This window comes from Mesorhizobium sp. M0306 (genome assembly GCF_040321655.1).
Lineage (GTDB): Bacteria > Pseudomonadota > Alphaproteobacteria > Rhizobiales > Rhizobiaceae > Mesorhizobium.
This window is the reverse complement of sequence record NZ_JAMYRY010000014.1, coordinates 87,795-114,779: the sequence shown is the minus strand read 5'-3', so window position 1 is coordinate 114,779 and position 26,985 is coordinate 87,795. Positions and strand designations below refer to the sequence as shown.

Annotated in this window: 28 protein-coding genes, 1 other RNA gene and 1 pseudogene; 18 read left to right on the top strand and 12 right to left on the bottom strand. The window is 63.4% G+C overall.

Annotated features, from left to right (window positions below; translation table 11 throughout):
• Positions 1-70: 70 nt before the first annotated feature.
• Positions 71-340: a hypothetical protein gene (locus NKI95_RS19990; protein WP_352718997.1), complete on the bottom strand. Its 270-nt coding sequence runs from the start codon at positions 338-340 to the stop codon at positions 71-73.
• Positions 341-349: 9 nt separating this feature from the next.
• Positions 350-499, bottom strand: coding sequence for a hypothetical protein (locus NKI95_RS19985; protein ID WP_352718996.1), 150 nt, complete (start codon positions 497-499; stop codon positions 350-352).
• Positions 500-772: 273 nt separating this feature from the next.
• On the opposite strand from NKI95_RS19985, the gene NKI95_RS19980 reads away from it, so the two are divergent.
• Positions 773-1,672 (top strand): dienelactone hydrolase family protein, encoded by a 900-nt coding sequence (locus NKI95_RS19980; protein ID WP_352718995.1) that lies wholly within the window; start codon positions 773-775, stop codon positions 1,670-1,672.
• On the opposite strand, the gene NKI95_RS19975 is transcribed toward NKI95_RS19980, so the two are convergent.
• Positions 1,673-2,575, bottom strand: coding sequence for an EamA family transporter (locus tag NKI95_RS19975; RefSeq protein ID WP_352718994.1), 903 nt, complete (start codon positions 2,573-2,575; stop codon positions 1,673-1,675). It lies immediately after the preceding gene.
• A 90-nt stretch (positions 2,576-2,665) separates the two neighbouring features.
• On the opposite strand from NKI95_RS19975, the gene NKI95_RS19970 reads away from it, so the two are divergent.
• Positions 2,666-3,145 carry an Lrp/AsnC family transcriptional regulator gene (locus NKI95_RS19970; protein WP_352719025.1) on the top strand — a complete coding sequence of 160 codons (480 nt, stop codon included), beginning with the start codon at positions 2,666-2,668 and terminating at the stop codon, positions 3,143-3,145.
• A 70-nt stretch (positions 3,146-3,215) separates the two neighbouring features.
• Here the strand turns inward: NKI95_RS19970 and NKI95_RS19965 are convergent, their stop codons facing one another.
• A complete protein-coding gene (locus NKI95_RS19965) occupies positions 3,216-3,413 on the bottom strand; it encodes a hypothetical protein (protein WP_023676715.1) in 198 nt (65 codons plus the stop codon).
• A gap of 146 nt (positions 3,414-3,559) precedes the next feature.
• Positions 3,560-4,045, bottom strand: coding sequence for a thioesterase family protein (locus tag NKI95_RS19960; RefSeq protein ID WP_352718993.1), 486 nt, complete (start codon positions 4,043-4,045; stop codon positions 3,560-3,562).
• A gap of 119 nt (positions 4,046-4,164) precedes the next feature.
• On the opposite strand from NKI95_RS19960, the gene NKI95_RS19955 reads away from it, so the two are divergent.
• The 3 genes from NKI95_RS19955 (at position 4,165) to NKI95_RS19945 (ending at position 10,387) form a co-directional block, all read left to right on the top strand.
• Complete coding sequence (locus NKI95_RS19955) at positions 4,165-5,577, top strand: FAD-binding oxidoreductase (RefSeq protein WP_352718991.1); 1,413 nt, start codon at positions 4,165-4,167, stop codon at positions 5,575-5,577.
• 105 nt (positions 5,578-5,682) lie between these two features.
• On the top strand, positions 5,683-6,204 hold the full coding sequence (locus NKI95_RS19950) for a hypothetical protein (protein ID WP_352718990.1): 522 nt from the start codon (positions 5,683-5,685) through the stop codon (positions 6,202-6,204).
• Positions 6,205-6,319: 115 nt separating this feature from the next.
• Entirely contained in the window at positions 6,320-10,387 is a 4,068-nt protein-coding gene (locus NKI95_RS19945; RefSeq protein ID WP_352718989.1) for an AsmA family protein, read from the top strand.
• On the opposite strand, the gene NKI95_RS19940 is transcribed toward NKI95_RS19945, so the two are convergent.
• The 4 genes from NKI95_RS19940 to NKI95_RS19925 all read right to left on the bottom strand — a co-directional run bounded on the left by NKI95_RS19940 (position 10,384) and on the right by NKI95_RS19925 (position 12,214).
• Positions 10,384-10,614: a ribbon-helix-helix domain-containing protein gene (locus NKI95_RS19940; RefSeq protein WP_352466940.1), complete on the bottom strand. Its 231-nt coding sequence runs from the start codon at positions 10,612-10,614 to the stop codon at positions 10,384-10,386. The two genes, NKI95_RS19945 and NKI95_RS19940, sit on opposite strands and share 4 nt — an antisense overlap.
• Positions 10,615-10,631: 17 nt before the next feature.
• A complete protein-coding gene (locus NKI95_RS19935; protein ID WP_352718988.1) occupies positions 10,632-10,835 on the bottom strand; it encodes a DUF4169 family protein in 204 nt (67 codons plus the stop codon).
• 18 nt (positions 10,836-10,853) lie between these two features.
• Positions 10,854-11,390 carry an SspB family protein gene (locus tag NKI95_RS19930; protein ID WP_023676707.1) on the bottom strand — a complete coding sequence of 179 codons (537 nt, stop codon included), beginning with the start codon at positions 11,388-11,390 and terminating at the stop codon, positions 10,854-10,856.
• Positions 11,391-11,524: 134 nt separating this feature from the next.
• A complete protein-coding gene (locus tag NKI95_RS19925) occupies positions 11,525-12,214 on the bottom strand; it encodes a TetR/AcrR family transcriptional regulator (protein WP_352450076.1) in 690 nt (229 codons plus the stop codon).
• Between the two features lie 167 nt (positions 12,215-12,381).
• On the opposite strand from NKI95_RS19925, the gene NKI95_RS19920 reads away from it, so the two are divergent.
• Positions 12,382-13,587 (top strand): multidrug effflux MFS transporter, encoded by a 1,206-nt coding sequence (locus NKI95_RS19920; RefSeq protein WP_352718987.1) that lies wholly within the window; start codon positions 12,382-12,384, stop codon positions 13,585-13,587.
• 101 nt (positions 13,588-13,688) lie between these two features.
• A pseudogene (locus NKI95_RS19915) lies at positions 13,689-14,504 on the top strand (LysR family transcriptional regulator); the annotation flags it as partial.
• Positions 14,505-14,576: 72 nt separating this feature from the next.
• Here the strand turns inward: NKI95_RS19915 and NKI95_RS19910 are convergent.
• Positions 14,577-15,317 carry an SDR family oxidoreductase gene (locus NKI95_RS19910; protein ID WP_352718986.1) on the bottom strand — a complete coding sequence of 247 codons (741 nt, stop codon included), beginning with the start codon at positions 15,315-15,317 and terminating at the stop codon, positions 14,577-14,579.
• 277 nt (positions 15,318-15,594) lie between these two features.
• Positions 15,595-15,950, bottom strand: a transfer-messenger RNA (tmRNA) gene (ssrA, locus tag NKI95_RS19905).
• Positions 15,951-16,112: 162 nt separating this feature from the next.
• On the opposite strand from ssrA, the gene NKI95_RS19900 reads away from it, so the two are divergent.
• The 6 genes from NKI95_RS19900 to NKI95_RS19875 all read left to right on the top strand — a co-directional run bounded on the left by NKI95_RS19900 (position 16,113) and on the right by NKI95_RS19875 (position 20,616).
• On the top strand, positions 16,113-16,424 hold the full coding sequence (locus NKI95_RS19900) for a DUF2853 family protein (RefSeq protein WP_352718985.1): 312 nt from the start codon (positions 16,113-16,115) through the stop codon (positions 16,422-16,424).
• A gap of 111 nt (positions 16,425-16,535) precedes the next feature.
• Positions 16,536-17,330: a thymidylate synthase gene (locus NKI95_RS19895; RefSeq protein WP_352718984.1), complete on the top strand. Its 795-nt coding sequence runs from the start codon at positions 16,536-16,538 to the stop codon at positions 17,328-17,330.
• A gap of 242 nt (positions 17,331-17,572) precedes the next feature.
• Positions 17,573-18,364 carry a molybdate ABC transporter substrate-binding protein gene (gene modA, locus NKI95_RS19890; protein ID WP_352718983.1) on the top strand — a complete coding sequence of 264 codons (792 nt, stop codon included), beginning with the start codon at positions 17,573-17,575 and terminating at the stop codon, positions 18,362-18,364.
• Positions 18,365-18,379: 15 nt separating this feature from the next.
• Positions 18,380-19,084, top strand: a complete 705-nt coding sequence (gene modB, locus NKI95_RS19885; protein WP_352718982.1) for a molybdate ABC transporter permease subunit — start codon at positions 18,380-18,382, stop codon at positions 19,082-19,084.
• Complete coding sequence (modC, locus tag NKI95_RS19880; protein WP_352718981.1) at positions 19,081-20,193, top strand: molybdenum ABC transporter ATP-binding protein; 1,113 nt, start codon at positions 19,081-19,083, stop codon at positions 20,191-20,193. Before modB ends, modC begins: the two co-directional genes overlap by 4 nt.
• Positions 20,194-20,274: 81 nt before the next feature.
• Complete coding sequence (locus NKI95_RS19875) at positions 20,275-20,616, top strand: winged helix-turn-helix domain-containing protein (protein WP_352466929.1); 342 nt, start codon at positions 20,275-20,277, stop codon at positions 20,614-20,616.
• Positions 20,617-20,649: 33 nt separating this feature from the next.
• On the opposite strand, the gene cobF is transcribed toward NKI95_RS19875, so the two are convergent.
• Positions 20,650-21,423 carry a precorrin-6A synthase (deacetylating) gene (gene cobF / locus NKI95_RS19870; protein ID WP_352718980.1) on the bottom strand — a complete coding sequence of 258 codons (774 nt, stop codon included), beginning with the start codon at positions 21,421-21,423 and terminating at the stop codon, positions 20,650-20,652.
• A 141-nt stretch (positions 21,424-21,564) separates the two neighbouring features.
• On the opposite strand from cobF, the gene NKI95_RS19865 reads away from it, so the two are divergent.
• The 5 genes from NKI95_RS19865 to NKI95_RS19845 all read left to right on the top strand — a co-directional run bounded on the left by NKI95_RS19865 (position 21,565) and on the right by NKI95_RS19845 (position 26,971).
• Positions 21,565-22,578: a DUF4424 domain-containing protein gene (locus NKI95_RS19865; protein WP_352718979.1), complete on the top strand. Its 1,014-nt coding sequence runs from the start codon at positions 21,565-21,567 to the stop codon at positions 22,576-22,578.
• Entirely contained in the window at positions 22,578-23,096 is a 519-nt protein-coding gene (locus NKI95_RS19860) for a dihydrofolate reductase (RefSeq protein WP_352718978.1), read from the top strand. The genes NKI95_RS19865 and NKI95_RS19860 overlap by 1 nt, the downstream gene beginning before the upstream one ends.
• 160 nt (positions 23,097-23,256) lie before the next feature.
• Positions 23,257-24,351, top strand: a complete 1,095-nt coding sequence (hflK, locus tag NKI95_RS19855; RefSeq protein ID WP_352718977.1) for an FtsH protease activity modulator HflK — start codon at positions 23,257-23,259, stop codon at positions 24,349-24,351.
• Positions 24,351-25,310, top strand: coding sequence for a protease modulator HflC (gene hflC / locus NKI95_RS19850; RefSeq protein ID WP_352718976.1), 960 nt, complete (start codon positions 24,351-24,353; stop codon positions 25,308-25,310). The genes hflK and hflC overlap by 1 nt, the downstream gene beginning before the upstream one ends.
• A gap of 143 nt (positions 25,311-25,453) precedes the next feature.
• Entirely contained in the window at positions 25,454-26,971 is a 1,518-nt protein-coding gene (locus NKI95_RS19845; protein ID WP_352718975.1) for a DegQ family serine endoprotease, read from the top strand.
• The last annotated feature ends 14 nt before the right edge of the window (positions 26,972-26,985 follow it).

Genomic DNA, 26,985 nt, shown 5'->3' with positions numbered 1-26,985 from the left:
AGCATCCTGCCGGCTTGGCTGATCTGTGCCAGCGTGAGGCCTGATGCCTTGAGTATGGCGACGCCGTTGATCAGCGCGCCGGTTTTTCGCCGAGAACGCCGCCGAGCGCGCCCTCCAGCGAGGACAGGAGACCACCGCCGGAAGCCGTGCCGGGAGCCATGACATCATACTGCTTGGCCAGGGCGTCGGCTCCCGGGATCTTGGCGAAGAAGCTGGACAGAGTCGTGCCTTCCGCCTCGTGTTCAAGCACGGAGAAAATCGTGCCGGCGATCTTTTCCGTCAAAGCCTGGTTGAGACCGGATTTCTGGGAGACGGTGTTGATGATGTCCTGAACGTCCATGACCTTTCCTCAGGCTTTGGTGTTTGCGGGCGGGTGCCGGTTGGCGCGGATCTTGATTAACGATCGTTTGAAGGCGGTGAAGGCAGTGAACCGCAGCGCCAGCAAAGCCATAGCGGCGAGGGCGATCCCACTTGCCAGAAGCGGGGAGGGAAAGGTCATGGGCGTATTCCTTCGTCGTCAATCAGGCATTCTTTTCCCGCCAAATGGCCATTCTCGTTCGCCAAATGGCCCGAGTGAGGCATAGCCCGGTAACTTCTTTTTACATTGTGGTGCGTGCATTTAGCATTGCCACAAATGACCAAAATTTAATGACAGTGCGGCGCGCGGCATCACGGCCTTCGTGCAAGGACTTATGGCAGCCTCACCCAGCCGTGACTGGACCAGGCAAGCTTCGGCTCTATGTTGCCGCGGGGGGCCGACGAGGAGCGCGCCATGAGAACACCTGCCGGACCCACTGCCGCCGAGCCTGTCATTACCCAGGCGATGATCGATGCCTATGACGAATACACGCATCTGACGCTCGACCGGCGCCGCTTCATGGAGCAGTTGACCAGGCTTGCAGGCTCGGGTGCGGCAGCGGCCGCGATCGCGCCGCTGCTGGCGGCGAACTCGGCCCAGGCGGCAATCGTGGCGGAAGATGATCCGCGTGTGAAAGGCGAGGACATCAGCTATCCCGGCAGCGCCGGCGAGATGAAGGGCTATCTGGTCAGGCCGGCGGACCAGACCGGCAAGCTTGGCACCGTCATCGTGGTGCATGAGAACAGGGGTCTCAACCCGCATATTCGCGATGTGGCGCGGCGCGTTGCGCTGGAAGGGTTCGTAGCGCTCGCGCCGGACTTCATGACGCCGCTCGGCGGCACGCCGGCCGATGAAAACAGGGCACGTGACCTGTTTTCCCAGCTCGATCCAGCACAGGTCGCCACCAATGCCGTCGCAACGGTCGCCTACCTCAAAGGTTACAAGGACGGCAACGGCAAGGTCGGCGCCGTCGGCTTCTGCTGGGGCGGCGGCACGGTGAACATGCTGGCCGTCAACGCGCCGGACCTCGCCGCCGCCGTCGCTTATTACGGCATGCAGCCAAAGGCCGAGGACGTGCCGAAGATCAAGGCCGCGCTTATGCTGCATTATGCAGGCCTCGACACCCGCACCAATGCCGGCATCGACGCCTTCAAGAAGGCACTCGACGCGGCTCATGTCGAATACTCGGTCTATGTCTATGAAGGCGCCAACCATGCCTTCAACAACGAAACGTCGGCGGCCCGCTACGACAAGAAGGCGGCTGACCTTGCCTGGGGTCGAACCATCGCCTTCCTCAAGGAGAAGCTGGGCTGATCAGTCCGGCGCCGGCTTATGGAACGCCACGCCGGCCACCACCAGTGCGATGCCAAGGCAGTCCGTGGCGCTTGGGATCTGCCGCAGCACAATGACGCCGATCAACGTCGCGGTGACCGGCAGCAAGGACATCATCAGCGCGAAGCTGGAGCGCGGCAGCCGCGACATGGCAAGCTGGTCGCAAATATAGGGAATGACCGACGAGCATATGCCGACGCCGACCGCCGCAAGCAGCAGCGGCGGCGCCGAGAAAGCCGGCAGCGCATCGGCAAAACCGATCGGCAGTACAACGAGAAGGGCGACCGCCATGGCGGCACCCAGCCCGGCGATGCCATCGCCGGCGCCGGCGCGCGCGACGCGGTGGCCGAGCACGATATAGCCAACGAACAGCGTGCCGTTAAGGAAGGCCCAGAACAGGCCGACCGGATCGCTCGACCATTTGACGTCGATCAGCAGCAAGGTGCCGGCGACGGCGATTGCGAGGGCGGCGAGATTGCGCGGGCTTCTGAGGCCGACAAGCGCGACGCCGATGGTGCCGACGAATTCGATCGCCGCCACCAGCGAGATCGGCAGACGATCAAGCGCCAGATAAAACGAGCAATTCATCACCCCAAGGCAGACGCCGAAAGCCACAAGCAACAACCGCGTCGAGCGATCGGCGCGGGCGAAGACCGCCCATGGACGGGTCAATGGGGCAAAGACGAGCGCCGCGGTGGCGATGCGCAGCCAAGCCATGCCGAGCACGCCGACATGCGGGAACAGCAGCACCGCGAAGGCCGGTCCGAGATAGTGGAACACGGCGCTGACGCCGAACCAGAGATGCGGCGGGACCGCGTTTGCCAAGGTAAAGGCGGGGCCGGCGAGTGCCGGGCTTGCTGCCGGGGCTTGCGTCCGATCTTCCATGGGATCAGTATCGCAGGCGATTTTTGTCATTGATACGGATGATGGCCAATCATTGCGGCCATTTCCTTTTCGAAAGCAAGGAGTATTCCACTGAAACGCCTTCGAAATGAAAATAGCGATCTGGATCCGGCGGACCTGAAAATCCTGCGCCTGCTGGAAAAGGATGCGCGCACCAGCACCGCCGAACTGGCGCGATCGGTCGGCCTGTCGGCGCCGAGCGTCGCCGAGCGCATCAAGCGGCTGCAGGAAAGCGGCGTGATCGAGGCCTATACGGTGCGCATCAATCCGGCCGCGCTCGGCCTGAAGCTGTCGGCATGGCTGCGGATCAGGCCGGTGCCGGGGCAACTGGCTGTCGTGGCCGAAATTATCCGCGACCTGCCGGAGATCGCCCAATGCGACCGGGTCACCGGCGAAGACTGTTTCTTCGCGCTGGCGCATGTCGGCTCGGTGGCCGAGCTCGAGCGGTTGATCGACCGGATCATTCCGTTCGCGATGACCAATACGGCGATCATCCAGTCGTCGCCGGTGGTACCGCGTTCGCCGCTGGGGGCGGTAAAGCGGCTGCCTTGAAGTAGGGTCGTTCGTCAGCACATCATCAGAAATGCAAACCGGACGGCCGGTCTGTTTCTTCCCGCACCGTTCAGGCGTGGCCGCGTTTCATCCGCGCCTGCTTCAGGATGGCGCGCCAGCGGATCATGGCGAAGGGGATCGGCTCGTTGTTGTTGGCAATGTGGAAGATCTCGTTGTTGAGGTTCTTCAGCGAGCGCCAGAAATCATAGTCGGTGATGCGTGGATCAGCCGCCAGCCTGTCCGCCTCGACCTTGATGTCGGTTTTCATGCACGTTCCCCGAACCGCTGCTGCTCCGCCGCCGTATCGCAATTCGATGCGGACGGTTTTCCAACGCCGCGCTGAGTCGTTCAACGTCTCAATTCGGCTTGTTCACGTTAAAACCTCGGTAAGGTTAACGGCGGTTGGACCGTGGTTCAAGCCGGCTTACGACGAATACCGGTCGAGCGGCCGGCGCGCTCCGGCATCGGCAGGGCGGCATGGGCGGCGCGCATCGCTTCCACCCTGGCCAGGACGTCGGCGGGGAAGGGCGCTACCCTTGGGCCAGCCATGTCGACATGCAGCGACAGCGTTTCGGAGGTGGCGGCGAGCCAGCCGTCGAGATGGCGGATTTCCTGATAGGCCCTCAGCCGCTTCTCGTCGTGGTCCAGCAACTGGAACGAGACCGTGACCTTGTGGTCGAGATGCAACTCCTGGACGTAGCAGACATGGACTTCCGCGGTGTAGATGGTGAGCCGTCGTTCTTTCACATAATCCGGCCCCATCCCCATCATCTCGAAGGCTTCGTCGGAGCAACGATCGAAAAGCACGTTGTAATAGGCCATGTTGAGATGGCCGTTGTAGTCGATCCAGGCCTCCTCGATGTCCATGGCGCGAGAGACGAAAGGGGCAGGGATGGGCATCGGAAACTTCCTTCTCGTCATGCCGGGGTGAGCGTGGACTGGACAGAGCGTGGTTGGTGAGACTACGCATCCCTAGATGCAGAACAAGGGTGGACGCTGGTCCATTCGCGGAGGAATCGATGGCTCTAAGCGACCTCAATCCGGTCGAGCGCAACGAAGAAGGGATCGCCGCCGTACTCGGCATCCTCAAGCAGCGGCTCGGCGAGCGATTCCAGACCGGCCAAGCGATCCGCGCCCAGCACGCGCACACCACGACCTATATTCCGACGCAGGCGCCGGACGGCGTCGCCTTTGCCGAGACGACGGAGGAGGTGCAGGAGATCGTGCGCGCATGCGCGGCGCATCGCGTGCCGGTGATTGCCTTCGGCGTCGGCTCTTCGCTGGAAGGCCACACCAATGCGCCGGGCGGCGGCATCTCACTCGATACGTCACGCATGAACCGCATCATTGCGGTCAATCCGCAGGACCTCGATTGCACTGTCGAGCCCGGCGTGACGCGCGAGGACCTCAACCGGCATCTGCGCGACACCGGCCTGTTCTTTCCGATCGATCCGGGCGCCAACGCCTCGCTCGGCGGCATGGCGGCGACGCGCGCGTCGGGCACCAACGCCGTGCGCTACGGCACGATGCGCGAGAACGTCCTGTCGCTGACCGCGGTGATGGCCGACGGCGAAGCAGTGACGACCGGCAAGCGCGCGAAGAAAAGCTCGGCCGGCTACGATCTGACGCGGCTGCTGATCGGCTCGGAAGGCACACTTGGCATCATCACCCAGTTGACCTTGAAGCTGCAGGGCATTCCGCAGGCGATTTCGGGCGGCGTCTGCCCGTTTCCCAGCGTCGAGGCGGCCTGCAACGCGGTGATCGCGACCATCCAGATGGGCATTCCGGTGGCGCGCATCGAATTGGTCAACGCGCTGCAGATGCGGGCGATGAAGACCTATTCGAAGCTCGACTATCCGGAGAGCCCGTGCCTGTTCGTCGAGTTCCACGGCAGCGATGCCAGCGTTGCCGAACAGGCCGAGACTTTCGGCATGATCGCCGAGGAAAATGGCGGCGGCCCGTTCCTGTGGACCAGCGTCGCCGAAGAGCGGACGAAATTGTGGAAAGCCAGGCACGATGCCTACTGGTCGTCGCTGACGCTGCGGCCGGGCGCCAAGGGCCTGTCGACCGATGTCTGCGTGCCGATCTCGCGCTTTGCCGAATGTGTCACGGAGACCGAGGTGGATATCGCCGAGATGGGGCTGGTCGCGCCGATCGTCGGCCACGCCGGCGACGGCAATTTCCATGTGCTGGTGCTGATGGACGTGGACGATCCGAAGGAGATCGCACTCGCGGAAAAATTCGTGGCGCGGCTCAATATGCGCGCCATCGCCATGGACGGCACCTGCACCGGCGAGCATGGCATAGGGCAAGGCAAGATCGGCTTCCTGCGGCATGAGCTCGGCCATGGCGTCGACATCATGCGCACGATCAAGCAGGCACTCGATCCGCTGAACATAATGAACCCCGGCAAGATATTGCCGGCCGAATAATGGAGGAAGATCCAAAATGGTGCCCGGCTTGACCGCACCACCATTTGGATCAAGACTCCAAGGACCTGAGAGGCAAGCAGGCGTCACAGACGGAGGAACGGTGTCATGGCGATTTCACGCAAGGAAGAGGCTCGGGCGCTGAGCGCCGACGAACGCGCTCTCGTCGAGAAGTCGCACCATCCAGCGGTACAGCATCTTGCCGACGCCGAACTCGCCAGCCTGGTCAAGCTCCTAAGGGAACGGCGCGACAAGGCCCAGACCGAGGCGCATCGCCGCCGCCGCGAAATGCGCGGCAAGGGTGCGCCAAAGGGCGCCGGCGCCTCGAAGGCCGATGAAGGTTCGCAGTTGAAGCTGGCGGTTCTGGCGATGACCATGCGGCGGCTCAATGGCGAGGCCGAACGCCGCCGCCAGTTGGCAGCGCGTGTTTCGCTGGTCGAGAATGCACGCAAGGCGCTGTCCATGAAGCAAGGCGCTGCGGCAGACGGTCCCGAGTTCAACACGCGCACCGCGCACAAAGGCATGCGCGCGATCGTGAGCCGGCGGCCCGAGAATCTGATCCGGCCGATGGAACTCGGCCGGCAGCGGCAGGCGGCAAAGGTGGCGCAGGCAAAGCGCGACGCCCGCTGAGTTTTCTTGGCCGCCTTCTTTTGCTCTGGAAGCCTGTCTGGCGGGAATTGCCTCTTTATCGACACGCTGATGCGGGTAGAGTGCGGCTGATTTTCAATCAACCGCTTCGGAGTTCATGCTCGCACGCCTGTTCGTGATCTTCGGTGGGCTTCTCGTGCTGGTGCTGTGTGCGGCGCTGGTGGTGCCGTACTTTGTCGACTGGACAGGTTACCGTGCCGATTTCGAGCGCGAGGCGAGTGCCGTTCTGGGCCGCAAGGTGACCGTGCGAGGTGATGCAACGGCAAGGCTGTTGCCGTTCCCCTCGGTGACCTTTTCCAACGTCGCCGTTGCCGGCGGCCCCAGCGGCCAGCCAGCGATGACCGTCGAAACCTTTTCGATGGATGCAGAACTCGCGCCATTCCTGCGCGGCGAAGTGCTGATCTTCGACATGCGCCTGGTGCGGCCGAAGGCGATCATCGACATCGCCGCCGACGGCACGGTCGACTGGACGATACGGCCGTCCTCGCCCTTCGATCCCGGTCAGATCTCCATCGAGAAGCTGACGGTGACGGAAGGACAGATCGCGCTCAGCCACGCCGCCGGCGGGCGCAGCCATCTTATTTCCGAGATCAACTCGACGATCTCGGCCAAGTCGCTGGCCGGCCCCTGGCGGCTGGACGGCTCGCTGTTGCTGGACGGGTTGCGGACCATGATCGCCGCTTCCACCAGCAAGGCCGAACCGGACGGTCAAATGCGGCTCAGGCTCAAGGCCGATCCGGATGACTATCCGCTGGTCATCGAAACCGACGGCAATGTGGGCCTCGTCGAGGGCGCCGCCGTCTATTCGGGTCAGTTCAAGATATCGGGCGCAGACCGGACTGCGGCGCAGCCGCGCGGCACCAGCGGCGAGGCGCTGAAAGTCAGCGCCGGCAAACCGGACCCGGGCTTCAGGCTGAACGGCAAGTTTTCGCTCGACCACCAGAAGCTCGGCGTCGACGAATTCCGCTTCGAGACCGGACCGCTCGACAATCCCTACACCGCCGACGGCAAGGCTGCGGTCGACCTTGGGCTGAAGCCGCATTTCTCGATCGAGGCCAATGGCGCGCAGGTGCAGTTCGACGAGGCCGTGGGGGCGGCGGCCGGTGCCGGATTGACGCTATCCGAGCGGGTGGCGGCGCTGGAGCAGGCGCTGCTCGATCTGCCGAAGCCGACCATACCGGGCACGGTCGAGGTGAAACTGCCGGCGGTGGTGGCAGGCGACACCACGGTTCGCGACGTGCACCTGTCCGCCGAGCCGGCCGAGGGCGGCTGGGCGGTAAAATCGCTGGCCGCCACGCTACCCGGCCGCGCCAAGCTGGAAGCCAACGGCATGGTCAGCGTCGAGGACCATTTCGGTTTCACCGGATCGCTGCTTCTGGCGGTGGCGCAGCCCTCCGGCTTTGCCGCCTGGCTGTCGAAGGACGTCGACGAGGCGATCCGCCGCTTGCCGGCCGCCGGCTTCAAGGCCAAGGTGGATTTGAGCGAGAAGCACCAGGCCTTCAGCGATCTCGAACTCATCCTCGGCAAGGCAAAGTTCTCCGGCCGCATCGATTCCAGCCAGCCCGACGACACCAGGCCATCGGTGCTGATGCAACTGGAAGGCGGCGAACTCGACGTCGATGGGCTCGCCGCCTTTGCCTCGATCTTCGTCAGCGACAAGGGCGCCAACCGCTTTTCCGATCGCGACCTCGATTTCCGGATCAAGGCCGGGCCGGTCAGCGCCGGCGGGTTGACCGCCGATAGCGTCGACACCGCGCTTAGATTGCGTGAGGGGTTGCTTGAGATCGACCGCCTGTCCGTCGGCGGACTTGCCGGCGCCTCGATCAGCGCCACCGGCCGAATCAAGGATTTCCCGGCGAGCCCGACCGGCAAGCTCGACGCCTCGGTGGTCGCCGTCGACCTCAAGCCGCTGATCGACGTCGCCGTCCGGCATTATCCGGACAATGCGGTTCTGAAGGGGCTGGCGGCGAGGGCTGCTGCCTATCCCGAGCTGTTCCAGGATGCGCGTATCGACGCGGTCACGAGTGCCGCAGACAATGGCGACGGTACGACTGGACTGGCAATGAGCGCACAGGGCAAGGCCGGTGGCTCGGCCTTTTCGGCGTCGTTGTCCGGCAAAGGGGCGCTCAACCGGCCGCTCGAAGCGCCGGTGACGTTGACCTTCAACGCAAGGAATGCCGACGCCACCGCACTTCTGGCGCTTTACGGTCTGCCGGCACTGCCGCTCGGCATGCTCGGCGAGGCGACCACCGACGTCTCGGCCAAAGGCACGCTTGGCGGCGGCCTGGCGACACGCTTCAGCCTCGCCGGCAATGACTTCAAAGCTGGTTTCGACGGGACAATTGCCGACACGCCTCAGGGCGCGGCCGCCAAGGGCAAGGTCAGCCTTGAAACGGCCGACATCGAGCCATGGCTGATGACGACCGGCGTCGGCCTGCCCGGCATGGGGACCGGCATGTCGACGTCGCTTGCTGCCGATGCCGATTACGGCAACGGTCTCCTGGTGTTGAGCGGCCTCAGCGGCGCCGTCAACGAAGCGGCGGTTTCCGGTGACGTAAATATCGATGTCAAAGAGGGGCTGCCGCATCTTGCCGGCGCGCTGTCGCTGGACGAACTGGACCTCGATCCGATGGCAGTGATGCTGTTCGGTGACCAGGCCTTCCTTGTCAATGACGGGGCCTGGCCGACAGCACCGCTCAGCCAGAAATCCAGTCTGCCATTTACCGCCGATCTCGATCTGACGGCGGCGTCGCTTGCCGCTGGCCCGCTTGCCACCGCCTATGACGCTGCGCTGTCGCTGCAGCTCGACCAGGAAGGCATCCGCGTTTCCGACCTCAAGGCAAAGTTCCTCGGCGGCGAGTTGAGTGGCCTGTTCGAGCTCAAGAACAATGACGGCACTGGGCTTTTCTCCGGTCAGATGAAACTCGCCGGCGCCGATTTGACAGCCGTGCTGCCGGAGGCCGGCATCAGCGGAAGCGGCGAGTTCTCGACGGCGCTTTCGACCAGCGGCAAATCGGTCGACGCGATGGTCGCGGCGCTGTCCGGTTCCGGCACGGCAACGCTGAAGGGCATGACCATTGCCGGCTTCAATCCCGATGCCTTTGGCGCTTTCATCGCCAAGGCCGACGCGATAGGGCGCGATATCGACGCGTCGAAGACTGCCGGCTTTGTGCCGCAGATCGCCGCGGCGGGCAGTTTTCCGGCGCAGGACACCGATATTGCCTTCACCATCGCCGGCGGCACGCTGAGAGCACCGCCGGTCAAATTCGAAAGCCCGGGCGCGACGCTGTCCGCCGACATCACCGCCGATCTGAACACCAGCACCGTCGATGCCAAGGGCGAGATCGCTTACCGGCCCGGCGAGGAGGCGCTGGTCGGCTCCGAACCGATTTTGAATTTCAGCGTCGACGGGCCGTTCGGCGCCACCAAACGGCAGTTCGACAGCGAGCCGCTGGCACAGTTCCTGACCCAGCGTGCGCTGGAAAAGGAGCAGCAGCGGGTCGAAGCCATGCAAGCCGCACTGCTCGAGAAACAAAGGCTGCGGCGGGAGGTGCGCTACTACGCTGCGCTGCAAACCGAGCGTGAAAGGGCGGCGGAGGAACTGCGCAAGCAGGAGGAAGCGGCGCGGCTGAAGGCTGAGGCCGACGCCAGGGCGAAGGCTGAAGCCGAGGCGAAGGCGCAAGCCGAAGCGGAGGCGAGGGCGCAGGCTGAAGCCAAGGCGAAGGCTGAAGCGGACGCCAAGGCACAGGCCGAAGCTGAGGCGCAGGCCCAAGCCGAGGCCAGGGCGAAGGCTGAAGCGGACGCCAAGGCAAAGGCGGATGCAGCGGCGAAGGCCGAAGCCGAGGCCAGGGCGAAAGCCGAGGCGGCTGCAAAGGCCAAAGCGGATGCCGAAGCGAAAGCCAAGGCGGCGCAGCAGGCTGCCGAGGAGGCAGCGCAGGCCGAAGAACAGCAACGCCAGAGGGCGGAAGAGGCGTTGCGGATCGCCTCGGAAGAGAAGGCAAAGCTCGACGCCGAACGCAAGGCCGCGGCGGAGCAAGCGCAGAAGATGGAGCGGGAGGCTCGGCCTGCAACCAATGACAATCAGTCGCCGGCGGAACCCGCGCCAAAACCCCAGATCGATCCCTCATCGATCGACAATTTGCTGAAGTCGCTGGAGGGAGGTTAGAGCGAACCCGTCATCCGGCGCTTGGCCCAATCCAGCACATAGAGCCTGAGTGCCGAGGAGAGGTTGGCATCGCGCGGGCGGCTCTCGTCGATTTCGGCGACAAGAGCGGCGAGCGTCAGTTTTCGCACGGCCGCGATGGCGACCAGGTCGTCGTAAAAAGGCTTTTCAAGCGAATAGCTGGTGCGGTGGCCGCGAATGGTGACCGAGCGCTTTTCGACCGGGCTCACGCGACCGCCCTCACACTTCAAGCATCGGATTTGTCCGAATCGCCCGATTTTTCGCGGCGATGGCCGGCGACCAATTTGTCGGCCTTGTCGGCGATCAGGCGGTCGCGATCCCGGCTGGTTTTGGAACGGCCATGCAGCGCCCGGTTCTGTTCGGCCAGGCGCTCCTTCTCGGCTCGCGCCTTCTGCTTGCGTGCCTGACGGAGATTGACGATCTCGGCCATGTCACGCCGCCTGTCGGGTCACTTCTTGCGGAAGGCGTCGAGCGACACCACGTCGGCGCCCTTGGCGCCGGCGTCGGCCGCGGCAGGCTTCTTTTCCGCCTCAGCGGTTTTCTTCTTCGTCTCAGGCTTTTTCTCGGCGACGATAGCCAGCGGCTCGGGAGCAGGCTTGGCCTTTGTCTCCTGTTCAGCCGGGGTATCCGTCTTGACATCGAATTCGAGCTCGAAGTTGACGGACGGATCGTAAAAGCCGCGCACGGCCGAGAACGGGATTTCCAGTTTCTCCGGCACGTCGGAAAACGACAGCCCGACTTCGAAACCGGTGTCGCTCACCTTCAGGTCCCAATACTGGAACTGGATGACGATGGTCATCTGTTCGGGATAGCGCTCGCGCAGCCGCGACGAGACGCGCACGCCCGGCGCGCCGGTGAGAAAGGTGATGAAGAAATGATGGTTGCCCGGGAGACCGGTGCGCGCGACCTCGGCCAGGACCTTGCGCATGACGCCGCGCAACGCCTCCTGGGCCAGAATGTCGTAGCGGATGTGGTCGTCGGCCATGTGGCTGTCGGGTTCCGTTGAATCGTCCTGATAGCTGTAATCAAGCTTGAGCGCGGCGTAAACCGGATATAGATCGTCGGCGTGCGGAAGCGAAGCCCATTGGCGACGATTTGATCGTCAAACGGCTTTGATCGTCAAGCGCTGGCGAGCGCGCCCTGTTTGCTCGCCCGGGCCACAGGCTGCCGCTTGCCGAAGGCGCGCAGGAAGGTGCGCACGCCATTTGTCGCCGATTGCACCACCTCGTCCTCGGTCGGTGTACCGCCGAGCATGAACGTCGTCTGCAACTCGGCATTGGCAAGCGCCATGAACTGGCGCGCTGCGACATCGGGATCGTCGATATCAAGGAAGCCCGCATGAGCGAGGCGGGCGAAGCGGGCGGCGATCGCCGGCCATGTCCTGCCCGGTCCTTCTTCGCGCCATTCGGCGAACAACTCGGGATAGCGCCCGCCCTCGGTCTGGATCAGCTTGCGCAGGAATTTGCCGTCGCGGTTGCAGATGCAGTTGTGGTTCATCCGCACAGCAAAGGCGATGAGGTCGGCCTCGAGATCCTTCGGCTGATCGGGAAAAGTGGAAATCGTGGCAAAGATGCCGGCATTGCAACGTTCGGTGAGGTCACGGACGATGGCAACGAAGAGTTTTTCCTTGTCGCCGTGATGATTGTAGATGGTCTGGCGGGAGACGCCGGCCTCGGCGGCAATCATGTCGATATTGGCACCGGCAAAGCTTTCGCGGCAGAAGACCGAGGCGGCGGCATCGACAATCGACATCCGCTTGGCCTCATGGCCCCGCGGCGGGAAAATGTCAGGAGAAACGTTGGCCTTCATGCAAAACTATATAGAGATGGTTGACGAATTAGACAAGCCTGTCTAAATTTGTGGACTTGCACGAAGGGGTTTCGTTCCGCAGAAGAGTCGGAACTCCACGGGATGGAACGTCCTAGGGTTACACGTCGGTCCTCGGCGGCAACCAGAATTCGAAAGAGCCTGCTATCATGAACGCCAAATTCCTCCGCATTGCGGTCGTGCTCGGCCTATTGTCCGCGATCGGCCCGTTTGCCATCGACATGTATCTTCCGGCCCTGCCGTCGATCGGTGAGGATCTGCATGCCGGCACCGCCGCGGTGCAGATGAGCCTGCTGATCTTCTTTCTTTCCATGGGCTTCGGCCAGATCGTCGTCGGACCGATCTCCGACATGGTCGGCCGCAAGCTGCCGCTCTACGGCGGCCTGGCGCTGTTTATGGTCGGCGGCGTCGGCTCGGCGCTGGCTCCCTCGATCGAATGGCTGATCGCCTTCCGCTTCCTGCAAGGGCTCGGCGCCAGCGCCGGCATGGCCGTGCCGCGCGCGATCGTGCGCGACCTGCATACCGGCACCGAGGCCGCCAAACTGATGTCGCTGCTGATGCTGGTGTTTTCGGTGTCGCCGATCCTGGCGCCGCTGACCGGTAGCCAGATCATCGAGAACTTCGGCTGGCGCGCCGTGTTCTGGACGGTGACGGGCGCGGCCGTGCTCGCCACCATCCTGCTGGCGACCTCGCTGAAGGAGACGCGGCCGGTCGAAGAGCGCGCCGGTTCGTCCTTCGGGACGGCACTTTCAGGCTACCGCTTCCTGATGGGCGACCGCAACTTCCTTGGCCTGACGGCCATTGCCGGCTTCGGCATTGCGAGCTTCTTCGTCTATCTGTCGAGCTCGTCCTTCATCCTGATCGACCATTACGGGCTGTCGCCTTCGGTCTACAGCGTGTTCTTCTCGATCAATGCGGTTGCCTTTATCGGCATGTCGCAGCTGACCGGGTTGCTATCGGAGCGGTTCGGGCTGCAGCGCGTGGTGCGCGTCGCGGTGACCGGCTATGCGACGACGATGGTGGTGCTGTTCGCGGTGATGGCATCGGGTGTCGACCGGCTCGACGTGATGGCGGCGTTGCTGTTCATCGGCTACGGCTTTCTCGGCCTGGTCATCCCGACGACGTCGGTGCTGGCCATGGAAGAGCATGGCGAGATCGCCGGCACCGCGTCGGCGCTGATGGGCACGCTGCACTTTGCCATCGGCGCGGTCGCCATGGGCGTCGCCGGCGTGTTTTTCGACGGCACGCCGCTGCCGATGGTGGCGGGCATCACGCTCTGCGCGGCGATCTCCTTCACGCTGGCCAAGATAACGCTCGGCCGCAGCCGGGACGCTGCGGAAGCGCCGGCGGAGTAAGCTTCACCTATCGAGACAAAAAGGCCGGGCGATGTTCCCGGCCTTTTCACGTTTGCGATCCCGGTTCAAAGCAGCCTATGCCTATATGACGGGTTCAGGACATGCAGCTTCGACATCTCAAGACCTTCGTGGCGGTCGCCACCACCTTGAACATCACGCGCGCCTCCGAGCGGGTTCATCTTGCCCAATCGAGCGTGACCGAACAGATCCAGGCGCTGGAAGCCGATCTGGGCACGTCGCTGTTCGAAAGGTCACGGCGTGGCTTGAAGCTGACGGCGGCGGGACAACGCCTGCTGGACTACGCAAACGATCTCCTCGACCTCGCGGACGAAGCCCGTTCCGCTGTCGCCGACGCGAGCGGCACGGTTGCCGGTCGCCTGACTGTCGGCGGCCTGGAGACGCTTTGCTCGACACGCTTGCCAGGTTTGCTGGGGGAATTCCATCGGCGCCATCCCGATGTGGAACTGAACCTCAAGGCGGACGATAGCAGTGGGTTGCGTGCCGGCGTGACAAGCGGGGCGCTGGACGTATCTTTCCATTTCGGAGCCGTCCCGGCGGCGGCGCCGGAGCTGCGAAGCGAGGAGGTGGCAGAAGAAGAGCTCGTCATCATATTGCCGGCAAATCACCGGTTGGCCGGATATTCTGCCATAACGCCCGACGATCTGGCCGACGAGGCCTTCCTCGTCACCCAGCCCGGTTGCGTCTATAGGCGGATGTTCGACGAAACGTTTGCAGCGACGCTGCCCGACCGTCCGAGGCTGGTTGGCGAATTCGCCAGCATGGGCGCGATACGGAGCCTTGTTGAAGGCGGTCTTGGATGCGCGCTGGTCCCGCGTCTCGTGGCTTCCGCGGCTGACGCCAATATCGTCGTGCTGCCCTGGGTCGGAAGCAGCCCGGTGGCGCCGGTCACCATGGTATGGCGCCACCGGCGCATTCAAGCGCCGGTCTTGCGGCTGTTCCTCGCAATGGTTCGCGAAATCTGGCCGTCACTAGACCAGCCGCTGGCCACCATCAACATGAAGCACCGTTCCGGTGATGAAGCCGTTATGCATCAGGGACGCGATGGCTTGGGCAACGTCGGCTGCCTGGCCGATCCGGCCGACGAGCAGACGCTTTGCCATGGCGTCCAGCGCGACGGTCTTTCCGCTGCCGACGACGGCATCCCAAATCGGCGTGTCGACCCAGCCCGGCGAGACGACGTTGACGCGGATCGGCGCCAGTTCGACGGCAAGCGCGTAGGCGAGTGAGCCAAGGGCCCCATTAACGGCTGCCACCACCGAGCCTTTCGCCGCCGGACGATAGGCGGCGATGCCCGAGGTCAGCGTGATCGATCCCCTGGGCGTCAGACGAGGCGCGCCATGTTTGGCAAGAAGAAGCGGTCCGACGACTTTGGAATCCATCACTTTCCGCGCCAACGAGATGTCCATCTCGGCAAGCAACACATAGACGCCGGTAACGTCGGCGGCGGTCGAGACGATGTGGTCGAGCGTACCGACATCCTGGAACAGCCGCTGGACCTCTTCCTCGCTTGTGACGTCGGCTGCGATCGTCCTCAGCCTTTCCGGGTGAGGCAAGCGCTGCCGTGCGGCCGACAACCGGTCCTCGGAGCGGCCGACGATCGTAACCTCGGCGCCGGCGGCAAGCTGCTTTCCGGCCAGCGACAGCCCCATGCCGGAACTGCCGCCAACGATCAGGATGCGTTCGTGTTTTGGTGTGGTTTCCTGGTTCATCTTGTCTCCATCAGGTAGCTCGCCGGGCGTGACCACACGCGGCGAGAAACTGAGGCCTTGTCCCGCAAAGGCATGAGAGAAGGGAAACGGGAAGATACGAACGCTGCCATCGGAGGTTCCGATGATGGGAAGCCTGGATGCAGAAGGTTTAGGCGGAATGCCGCTCAAGTGTTCTCGGCATTGCTGCCGCGCGATAGGCCCGGCGCAGTTGCAAAACAATCAGCGCCGCCGGATGCGGTTCAGGCGGCGGCGAAGGATAAGTGTGATGAGAGAGAGAAATGGAGGTTTCTGTTGCCAGGTACCTCCGAACCCCGCCTAGAAGTGCGAACCACTAGGGCTTGAATTGAAGCTATCGCACCGCTTACGCGGCGAGACGTGCTTCCGCATAGTTGTCGTTGGCAACTATAAGTTTAGCCCGATAACGGTGGTACAATGCCGGGCAAAAGTACGATCTTTACACCTTCGTCGATCCTATTTCGCCCCCAGCAAAAGCCGCTCCCGAGCAGCGGTTTTTGGTGGAGGCGCCGGGTACCGCCCCCGGGTCCGAACGGCTTATTTCATCGCCTGTTTATCGCCATAGTCGGTCGAGCCGACGAGGCGAATATAGGGACTGGCGGTGGAAAATGAAAGGCCGGAATGCCACTTTCGTCCGTGTCAAAGTGGATCATCAAGGGGTTGACTTGCAGCCGGTCTCACCCGAAGCTTTGTGGCGGTGAGGAGACCCAGCGCATACTTGCGGCAGCGCGCCACAATCCTCATCGACCGGAGCCCGTGGCGCCGACGAGGGGAAATTCGATGGCCGATTATCTCGCAGACGTAAAGAAATATGATGCGGCGGCGGATGCCGACGCGGTCGCCAAGATCGTCAAGCATCTGGGCATCGCGCTCAGGAACCGCGATTCCTCGCTGGTGTCCTGCACCGACCCGCAGGAACTGAAGCGCGTCAGGAACAGCTGGGTCGCTGGCAAGCTCGGCGTCACCGACGGCGCCAAGGCGGATGCGGCAATCGAAAAGACCTGCAAGGCGATGGCGGCGGACAACAGCAAGAGCCGGGTGACGTTTTACTACCTCGTCGCCAAGGATCTGGGCATGCTCGGCTCGCTCTGAACAACCCCGCCGCCGGTGTCGGTAGGCTCCGGTGGAATCGTCTCGCTTTGCTGTGTTCGGCGGACGGTCATTCGGCTATGATGGCTGACAACCCGAATCGGACCGGAGCCGATGCACCAGTATCTCGACCTTCTGAAGCATGTGCTGGAAAACGGCGCCGATCGCGGCGACCGTACCGGCACCGGGACACGCTCGGTATTCGGCTACCAGATGCGCTTCGACCTGGCCCGCGGCTTTCCGGTCACCACCACCAAGAAGCTGCACCTGAAGTCGATCATCCACGAGCTTTTGTGGTTCCTGGCCGGTGACACCAACATCAAGTATCTCAACGATCACGGCGTCTCGATCTGGGATGAGTGGGCCGACGAGAATGGCGATCTCGGCCCGGTCTATGGCAAACAGTGGCGGTCGTGGCCGGACGGCCATGGCGGCGCCATCGACCAGATTGCGAATCTTCTGAAGGAGATACGCAAAAATCCTACTTCGCGGCGGCTGATCGTTTCGGCGTGGAACCCGGCCGAGGTGGAGGCCATGGCGTTGCCGCCCTGCCACTGCCTGTTCCAGTTCTATGTTTCGGAAGGCAAGCTTTCCTGCCAGCTCTACCAGCGTTCGGGCGATATCTTTCTCGGTGTGCCGTTCAACATCCCGTCCTATGCGTTGCTGACGCTGATGGTGGCGCAGGTGACCGGATTGAAACCCGGCGATTTCATCCACACGCTCGGCGACGCACATCTTTACTCGAACCATTTCGAGCAGGCGCGCGAGCAATTGCGGCGCACGCCCAAGGCGTTGCCGACGCTATGGATAAATCCCGAGGTGAAGGACCTCTTTGCCTTCCGCTTCGAGGATTTCCGGCTCGAGAACTATTTCGCCGACGCGACGATCAAGGCGCCGATCGCGGTCTAGGACCTACCTGACTGTCCATATCGAAACTGCCTACTGCGGCTGCGCCCTCGTTTGCCCGTGCCGCGGGTACTGATTTCATGTGATATTTCCTTTGGCCTCGATACCGCTGTATCCAACGGAGGTTATCGCACGCCGAGAAACCTGAGCTCAGAATGCCGTCGCCGGTAAAGAGCCTTTCCTTGTTATGTTCACATGGATATATCGATGGACGGCTTCGGGCGTTCCGAGACGAGGAGAGTTTCATGCTGGCGCGCAAAGGTTCGACGACGATTGCCATCGCGGGTCTCGCCGCCATCCTGATGGCCGCGGTGCCGGCGGCCCATGCCGATGACAAGGTGGTCGTGTTTGCTGCGGCGAGCCTGAAGGACGGGCTCGATGCCGTCAACAAGGCCTGCGAGGCCGATGTCGGCGAGGCGGCAACCATTTCCTACGCGGCGAGCTCGGCGCTGGCCAGGCAGATTGAAAGCGGCGCGCCGGCAGACGTGTTCATCTCGGCCGATCTCGACTGGATGAAATATCTTTCCGACAGGAAGCTGACCAAGCCCGAAACCGAAGTGAAACTGCTCGGTAACCAGATCGTGCTGATTGCGCCGCAGGATTCCAAGGTCGAGACCAGGATCGAAAAGGGGTTCGATCTTGCCGGGCTGGCCGGTGACGGCAAACTTGCCATGGGCGATGTCAAGGCGGTGCCGGCAGGCAAATACGGCAAGGCAGCCCTCGAATCGCTCGGTGTCTGGTCTTCGGTCGAAGCCAAGGTGGCGCAGGCCGAGAATGTGCGCGCCGCCCTAAAACTGGTGTCGACCGGCGAGGCAGCACTCGGCATCGTCTATGCCACGGATGCGCATGCGGAGCCCGGCGTGAAGGTGATCGGCACTTTCCCCGACAATACACATCCGCCGATCATCTATCCGGTTGCCCAGCTTGCGGACTCGAAGGGCAAGCATACCCCGGCGTTCCTGAAATGCCTGCAATCCGCAAAGGCTGGCGAACTCTTCAAGGCGCAAGGTTTTACCATGCTTGCGCCGAGCAACTGACGAGCGGCACCGCACATGAACTGGCTGCTGGATCTCGCTCCCGACGAATGGAATGCGGTCCGGCTGTCGATCAAGGTGGCGACCGTGGCGATGATTGCCAGCCTGCCGCCGGGCGTAGCAATCGCCCTTGTGCTCGCCCGTGGCCAGTTCTGGGGCAAGACACTGCTCAACGGTCTGGTGCATCTGCCGCTGATTCTGCCACCGGTGGTGACCGGCTATCTGCTGCTTTTGACTTTCGGCAAGCGCGGTCCGGCCGGCGCTTTCCTGGCCGAACATTTCGGCATAGTTTTTTCGTTCCGCTGGACAGGCGCCGCGCTCGCCTGCGGCGTGATGGGTTTTCCGTTGATGGTGCGGGCGATCCGGCTGTCGATCGAAGCGGTCGACCGCAAAATCGAGGCGGCCGCCGGCACGCTCGGCGCCAATCCGCTATGGGTATTCGGCACGATCACGCTGCCGTTGATACTGCCCGGGCTGATCGCCGGTGCGATCCTCTCCTTCGCCAAGGCGATGGGCGAATTCGGCGCGACGATCACCTTCGTCTCTAACATCCCGAACGAGACGCAGACGCTGCCGTCGGCGATCTACACTTTCACGCAGGTTCCCGGCGGCGACGCCGGCGCGCTCAGGCTGACGCTGATCTCGATCGTCATCTCGATGGCTGCACTCGTGGCCTCGGAAGTGCTGGCGCGGCGCGTCGGCCGGCGGATGGACATCGAATGACGGTTCAGGTCGACATCAGCCACCGGCTTGGCGATTTCGCCGTCAATGCCCGCTTCGAGAGTGCCGGGCGGCTGACTGCGCTGTTCGGGCCGTCCGGCTCCGGAAAGACGACGCTTATCAATTTGATTGCCGGGCTGATCCGCCCCGACAAAGGCCGCATCGCGGCCGAGGGCCGCGTGCTGGTCGATAGCGATGCCGGCCTGTTCGTGCCGAAGCACAAACGGCGGATCGGCATGGTGTTCCAGGATGCGCGGCTGTTTCCGCATATGAGCGTGGCGAGCAATCTGCGCTATGGCCGTTGGTTCACGCCGGCTGCCGAGCGCTACGCGGATATCAATGGCGTGGTCGAACTGCTCGGGATCGGCCATTTGCTCGACCGGCGGCCGGCAAAACTCTCTGGTGGCGAGAAGCAGCGCGTGGCAATCGGCAGGGCGCTGCTTGCCAGTCCGAAATTGCTGCTGATGGACGAGCCGCTGGCGTCGCTCGACGAGGCGCGCAAGGCCGAGATCTTGCCTTATATCGAGCGGCTGCGCGACGAGACGAAAATACCGATCGTCTATGTCAGCCACTCGATCGCCGAAGTGGCGCGGCTGGCGAGCGACGTCGTGGTGCTGATGCAAGGCAAGGTCGCCGCTTCCGGTCCGACCGGAGCGATCATGCAGCGTCTGGATCTATTGCCGGCCGAAGAACGCGGCGAGGGCGGTGCCGTGCTGGATGCCGCGGTAGTGCGCCACGACGAAGCCTTTGGCATGACGGTGCTAGGCTCATTGGCGGGCGAGATCCGGGTGCCGCTTCTGGCAACGCCGGTCGGTGCGCCGGTGCGCGTCCGCATCCGCGCCCGCGACGTGATGATCGCCACCGAGCAGCCGGTTGGCCTCAGCGCGCTCAACATACTGCCGGGCACGATTGTGGCGATAGAGCCGGGCGAAGGGCCTACGGTCGAGATCGGCATCGACTGCAATGGCGCAACCGTGCTTGCCCGCATCACCGAACAGTCGCGGCAGACGCTGCGGCTTCGGCTTGGTCGAAAGGTCTTCGCGGTGGTCAAGACAGTGAGCTTCGACCGGGCGAATACCGGCGCCGGCTTGCCGGCCGAGGCGGATGGGTGAACGGCCGATGATTCGCTATATCGTTTTGGAATAGCGGTATTGCTGCCGAACTTGTAGAATAGCGTGACCGCGGAGGAGAAAATGCCGTCGCTGAGTTTGCGGATAAATCTCGATCCAGATGGCCGCCTCGGGCCGGGCAAGATCGAGCTTCTGGAACAGATCGCCGCCTTCGGTTCGATTTCGGCCGCGGCGCGCGGTATGGAGATGTCTTACAAGCACGCCTGGGATCTGGTCGAGGACATGAACCGCGTGTTCGGCAAGCCGCTGGTTGCGGCACAGACGGGCGGCAAGAAAGGCGGTGGCGCCCAGTTGACGTCGGTCGGGCTTGCGGTGGTCAGCCGCTTCCGCGCCATCGAGCGGGCTGCTTCTTCAGCAGCGGCGGCACATATGGAGGCGCTGCAGGCCGAGATCGACGCTGCCTGAACTCGGCGGAATTCATGCCGCGCGTGATCTCTGCTACTCCTCAGGCTCGCCCGGCTTGCGCAGCAGATAGGTGTCCATGATCCAGCCTTTTTTCCGACGGGCCTCCTCACGGGTGCTCACGATCTCGTCGCCGACGTCGCCAATCCGGCCCGAGATGACGATCTCGTCGGGCGTTCCGAGATAGGCGCCCCAGTGGACGGTAACGTCCTTGTCGTCCAGCGTGTTGAAGGCGCATTTGCCGTCCAGCATGACGATGGTGCTGCCGGTGTTTTCGGGCAGACCTTGCTCGGCGAGCCGGCGGCCGGTGGTAATCAAAATGGTGTCGCCGATGCGGTTCAATGCCATTTTGTGGCTGGCTGCGAGTGCCTGGATGGCGGTGATGCCGGGAATGACCTCCAGCTCGAACGCGACTTTGCCTCTGAGGCGCACGCGCTCCAGGATGCGCAGCGCGCTGTCGTAGAGCGAAGGATCGCCCCAGATCAGGAAGGCGCCGCAGCCATCTTCGGAGAGTTCGCCGCGGATCAGGCCTTCGTAGATCGCGGCGATCGCCTCATGCCAGTCGTCGACGGTCGAGCGGTAGGAAGCCGCCGGCTCGGCGCGCACGGGCACATCGAATTCAACGCGGCGCGAGTTTGGGTTGGTGACGAAGCGGTCGCAGATCTGGCGGCGCAATTCGGCGAGATCGTTCTTCTTGGCGCCCTTGTCGGGAATGAACAGCACTTCGGCCCGATTGAGGCCGTTAATGGCCTGGACCGTCATGTGCTCCGGATTGCCGGCGCCGATGCCGATGACAAGAAGCTTGCGCATGGGCGAACTCCTGCCCGATCGGGATCGGCGTGTCTAGACCGACATGACATGCCGGCAGGCGCTGGCGCGTTTGCCGAAAGGCTTTGAAACGCCACATTGAACGGCTAGAGTCATGTTGGCATTCTCGCCGGGGGAGTTTCCATGTTCCGTTACGTCCTGACCGCAGCGCTGGCGCTCTCGGCTACGCCCGCACTCGCCAACGATTCGGTCGCCGAACTCGGCACTGGTGGGCTGATCCTTTCGCGCAGCGATGCGGTGGCGATGGAAAGCGAGGATCTCTACATCTCGCCGGAAAAAGTGACGGTCGATTACGTCTTCCGCAACAACACCGACAAGGATGTCGATGCGATCGTCGCCTTTCCGATGCCCGACATCGAAGGCGACCCCGAAGAAATACCGGCGATTCCCGAGGCGCAGAGCGATAATTTCCTCGGCTTCGAAGTGACGATCGACGGGGTGCCGGCAAAGCCGCAGCTCGAGCAGAAGGTGTTCGCACTCGGCATCGATATCGGTGCTGACCTGAAGGCGCAGGGCGTGCCGTTCTATCCGTTCGGCGATGCGGCCAAGGCAGCGCTGGCAAAGTTGCCGCAAGCGGTCGCCGACGACTGGGTCAACCGCGGCATCATCATCGAGGACACTGCCGACGACGGGTCGGGCATGAAGACCGTTTATACGCCGTTCTGGCAATTGCGCTCGACCTATTGGTGGCGCTCGACCTTTCCGGCCAACAAGGCAGTCCATGTCTCGCATCGCTACAAGCCGAGCGTCGGCGGCACCTCCTCGGTCAGCTTCTTCTATGACGGCCAGTTTCAGGGCCAGTATGCCGCCTACAAGACACGCTACTGCATGGACGATGCCTTCGAGAATGCCGTGCGCAAGGCAGCGAAGGACGATCCCGACGGCTACCCCAAATATTTCGAGAACCGCATCGCCTACATCCTGACCACGGGCGGCAACTGGGCGTCGGGAAACATCGGCACGTTCAAGCTGACCGTCGACAAGGGCGATCCGAAGAACCTGGTCTCCTTTTGCGGCGAAAACGTCAGGAAAGTCGGACCGACGACGTTCGAGATGAAGGCGCAGAACTTCTACCCCGAGCACGACATCGACATATTGCTGCTGGAGCCATCCGATGGCGGGAACGGCGGCGGCTGATGGATCTCGCGATTTATGTCGCCATCGCCGAGAACGGCGTGATCGGGCGCGAGGGTGGGTTGCCGTGGCGGCTTTCCACCGATCTCAAGCGGTTCAAAGCCGATACGATGGGCAAGCCCATCATCATGGGCCGCAAGACCTATGAAGGCATCGGCCGGCCATTGCCGGGCAGGCTCAACATCGTGGTGACGCGAGACAGGGCATGGCGCGCCGAGGGCATAGAAGTCGCGCATTCGATCGAGGACGCGATCGCGCTGGCGACGGCGCGCGGGCGCTGCATGGCCGGCGCCGACGAGATCTGCGTCATCGGCGGCGGCGAGATCTACGCTCAGGCGCTGCCGCTGGCCGATCGGCTGCACGTCACCCATGTGCTGGCCGCGGTCGACGGCGACGCCCATTTCCCGCCGATCGACCCGGCGCTGTGGCGGATCGTCCGCTCGCAGGAGGTGGAGGCTGGCCAAAAGGACAGCCATGCGACACGCTATTCCGTTTACGAGCGGCGCCGCGACGTGAATTGAAGACGACAAAGCGTCGCGACAGGTCTAAATGGACCCAAAGGCGGACTGTGACGGCAGCCCATCGCGTTGAAAGCGTGCCGTTGCATCCCTATAGAAGAATAATATTGGATTTTGCGCCGGCGAGCCGGCGCTTGAGGGAATTCCAAGCGAAAGGACATTCATGCCCTGGAACGACAAGAGCGGCGGCGGCGGCCCGTGGGGCGGCGGCAACAATCAGGGACCTTGGGGACAGGGACCCAAGGGACCCAGCGGCCCGCAGGGCTCGCCTCCTGATCTCGAGGATATCATCCGGCGTGGGCAGGATAGGTTGCGGCGCGCACTGCCGGGCGGCGGTGGCGCGAGCCCGGCGGTGTTCGGGCTGATTGCTGCGGCGCTGGTGGTGCTGTGGGCGTTCAAGGCGGTCTACACTGTGCAGCCCGACGAAGTTGCGGTGGAGCTCAGGTTCGGCAAGCCGAAGGCGGAACTCTCGCAGCCTGGCCTGCATTTCCATTGGTGGCCCATTGAAACGGTCGAGACCGCCAACATCGCCGAGCAGCTTGTCAGCATCGGTGGCGGCAGCACCAGCGGCAATGGTCTGATGCTTTCCGGCGATCAGAACATCGTCAACGTGCAATTCTCTGTGGCCTATCAGGTTTCCGACCCGAAGGCCTATCTGTTCGACGTGTCCGACCCGGGCGGCATGCTGCAGCAGGTCGCCGAAAGCGCGATGCGTGAAGCGGTCGGCCGGCGCCCGGCGCAGGACATTTTCCGCGACGACCGGCAAGGCATTGCGGCGTCGGTGCGTGAGATCATCCAGACGACGCTGGACGGCTACAAGGCCGGCCTCAACGTCAACGCCATTTCGATCGAGGACGCCGCGCCGCCGCGCGAGGTGGCAGACGCGTTCGACGAGGTGCAGCGCGCCGAACAGGACGAGGACAAGTTCGTCGAGCAGGCCAATCAGTATTCCAACCAGAAGCTCGGCCAGGCGCGCGGCGCGGCCGCACAGATCCGCGAAGACGCGGCCGCCTACAAGAACCGGGTCGTGCAGGAGGCCGAAGGCGAGGCGCAGCGCTTCATCTCGGTCTATGAAGAATATGCCAAGGCGCCGGAAGTGACGCGCAAGCGGCTTTACCTGGAAACGATGGAGAGGGTGCTGAAGGATTCGAGCAAGGTCATTGTCGAGCAAGGCAACGGGCAAGGGGTGGTTCCCTACCTGCCGCTGCCGGCATTGCAGCAGAAGGCGCCGGCACCGGCCACCGGAGGAAACCAGTGATGGCCAACCGTCTTCCCGTCATTGCGGTCATCGCCGCGGTCATCCTGTTCCTGCTCTATTCGTCGGTCTTCGTCGTCAATGCGCGCCAGCAGGCTCTGGTGCTCAGGTTCGGCGAAATCGTCGACGTCAAGAACCAGCCGGGCATCTATTTCAAGGCGCCATTCTCCTTCTTCGATGCCGACACCGTGCAGCTGATCGAAAACAGGGTCCTGCGCTTCGACCTCGACAATATCCGCGTTCAGGTTTCGGGCGGCAAGTTCTATGAGGTCGATGCCTTTATCGCCTATCGTATCTCGGATCCGCGTGTGTTCCGCGCCGCGGTCTCCGGCCAGATCGAACTGGCCGAGGCCCGGCTTAGGACGCGTCTCGACGCCGCCTTGCGCCGCGTCTACGGCCTGCGCGACTTCGAAGCGGCACTTTCGGAAGAGCGCGCCGTGATGATGCGCGAGGTGCGCGATCAACTGAGGCCCGATGCCACCTCGCTTGGCCTGCAGATCGAGGATGTCCGCATCCGCCGCACCGATCTCACGGCCGAAGTCTCGCAGCAGACCTTCGACCGCATGAAGGCCGAACGTCTCGCCGAAGCCGAGCGGCTGAGGGCGCGAGGCAATGAGGCAGCCCAGCGGATCAGGGCTCGCGCCGACCGCGAAGTGGTCGAAATCGTCGCGGAAGCGCAGAAAGAGTCTGAAATCCTGCGCGGTGAAGGTGAAGCCCAGCGCAGTGCCACGTTTGCCGCGGCCTATCAGCGCGATCCGGCCTTCTTCGATTTCTATCGGTCGATGAATGCCTATGGCACTGCGCTGAACAGCACCGGAACGACGATGGTGCTGTCGCCGAATTCCGAGTTCTTCCGCTTCTTCCGCGACCCGGACAGCAAGGAAACGCCTGCGGCACCGGCACCACCGCCAGCGCCGGCCGCTCCCGCCGCGCCAGCGGCACAGCCGGGCACCGGCCAGTAGGGCCGGTGCAGGGGAAGCCGGCGTAACGGAGGATTTATCCTCTGGCGGTAGCCGTAGCCGCAAACGTGCCTTATTTCTTGCCAACATGACGCGACGCGGCGTTTTTGCCGAAGCGCTTTTTTAGAACACCCGGAGGCCTTTCGATGACATCCACCACCCTTCTGCGTGCAGCGAGGCGGACGTTCATTGCCGGGGCCGCTGCGCTTCTGGTCGGCGCCGTTGCCGTTCCGTCTTTCGTGACGCCGACAGTGGCAGCCGACGGGCCGCCCTCGGTTGCCGATCTCGCCGCCGGGCTGCTCGGCGCGGTGGTCAACATCTCGACTTCGCAGACGGTGAAGGGCACTGAGGGGCCGGGCGCGGTGCCGATGCCGCAGCTTCCAGAAGGCTCACCCTTCCAGGACTTCTTCGACGATTTCTTCAAGAACCGTGGCGGCGACAAGGGCGGCGGCGGGCAAAAGGTGCAGTCGCTGGGCTCCGGCTTTGTGGTCGACGCCGAGCAGGGCATCGTGGTGACCAACAACCACGTCATTGCCGATGCCGACGACATCGAGGTGAATTTCTCCGACGGGGTGACGCTCAAGGCGACGCTGGTCGGCACCGACACCAAGACCGACGTCGCGGTGCTGAAGGTCGATCCGAAAGGGCACAAGCTGACAGCGGTGAAGTTCGGCGATTCCAACACGATGCGTGTCGGCGACTGGGTGATGGCGATCGGCAATCCGTTCGGTCTCGGCGGCACGGTGACGGTCGGCATCGTCTCGGCGCGCAATCGCGACATCAATTCCGGCCCGTATGACGACTTCATCCAGACCGATGCCGCGATCAACCGCGGCAATTCCGGTGGACCGCTGTTCAACAGCAGCGGCGAGGTCATAGGCATCAACACGGCAATCATCTCGCCGTCGGGCGGCTCGATCGGCATCGGCTTCTCGATCCCGTCGCAGCTTGCATCGGGCGTCGTCGACCAGCTTCGCCAGTTCGGCGAGACGCGGCGCGGCTGGCTCGGTGTGCGCATTCAGCCGGTGACCGACGACATTGCCGAAAGCCTGGGCATGGCGACCGCCAAGGGCGCGCTGGTTGCCGGCGTCATCAAGGGCGGGCCGGTCGACAACGGCACAATCCAGGCCGGCGACGTGATCATCAAGTTCGACGGCAAGGACATCCATGAGATGCGCGACCTGCCACGCGTCGTGGCGGAGAGCCCGGTCGGCAAGGCGGTCGACGTGATTATCGTGCGCAAAGGGGTCGAGCAGACGGTCAAGGTGACGCTCGGCCGGCTCGAGGACGGCGAAAAGCTTGCCAGCGGCGGTGAAAACGGCAATACCGACCAGGACGATGCCGACAAGGCACCTGCCGTTTCGACGGCTGCCGTGCTTGGCATGACGATCGGCGAGCTCAACGACGAAACGCGCACGAAATTCGGCATCGCCGCCGATGTCTCCGGCGTCGTCGTGACCGACGTCTCAAAGGATTCGGCGGCGGCCGAACGCGGCATCCAGCCGGGCGAGGTGATCACCGAGATCGCGCAGGAATCGGTCGCGACGCCCAAGGACGTCATGGACCGGATCGGCGCGCTGAAGGAGCAAGGGCGCAAGAACGCGCTTTTGATGCTGGCGTCGAAGACCGGCGAGCTGAGGTTTGTGACAATCCGGATGGATTGAGTCCGGAAGAGCCT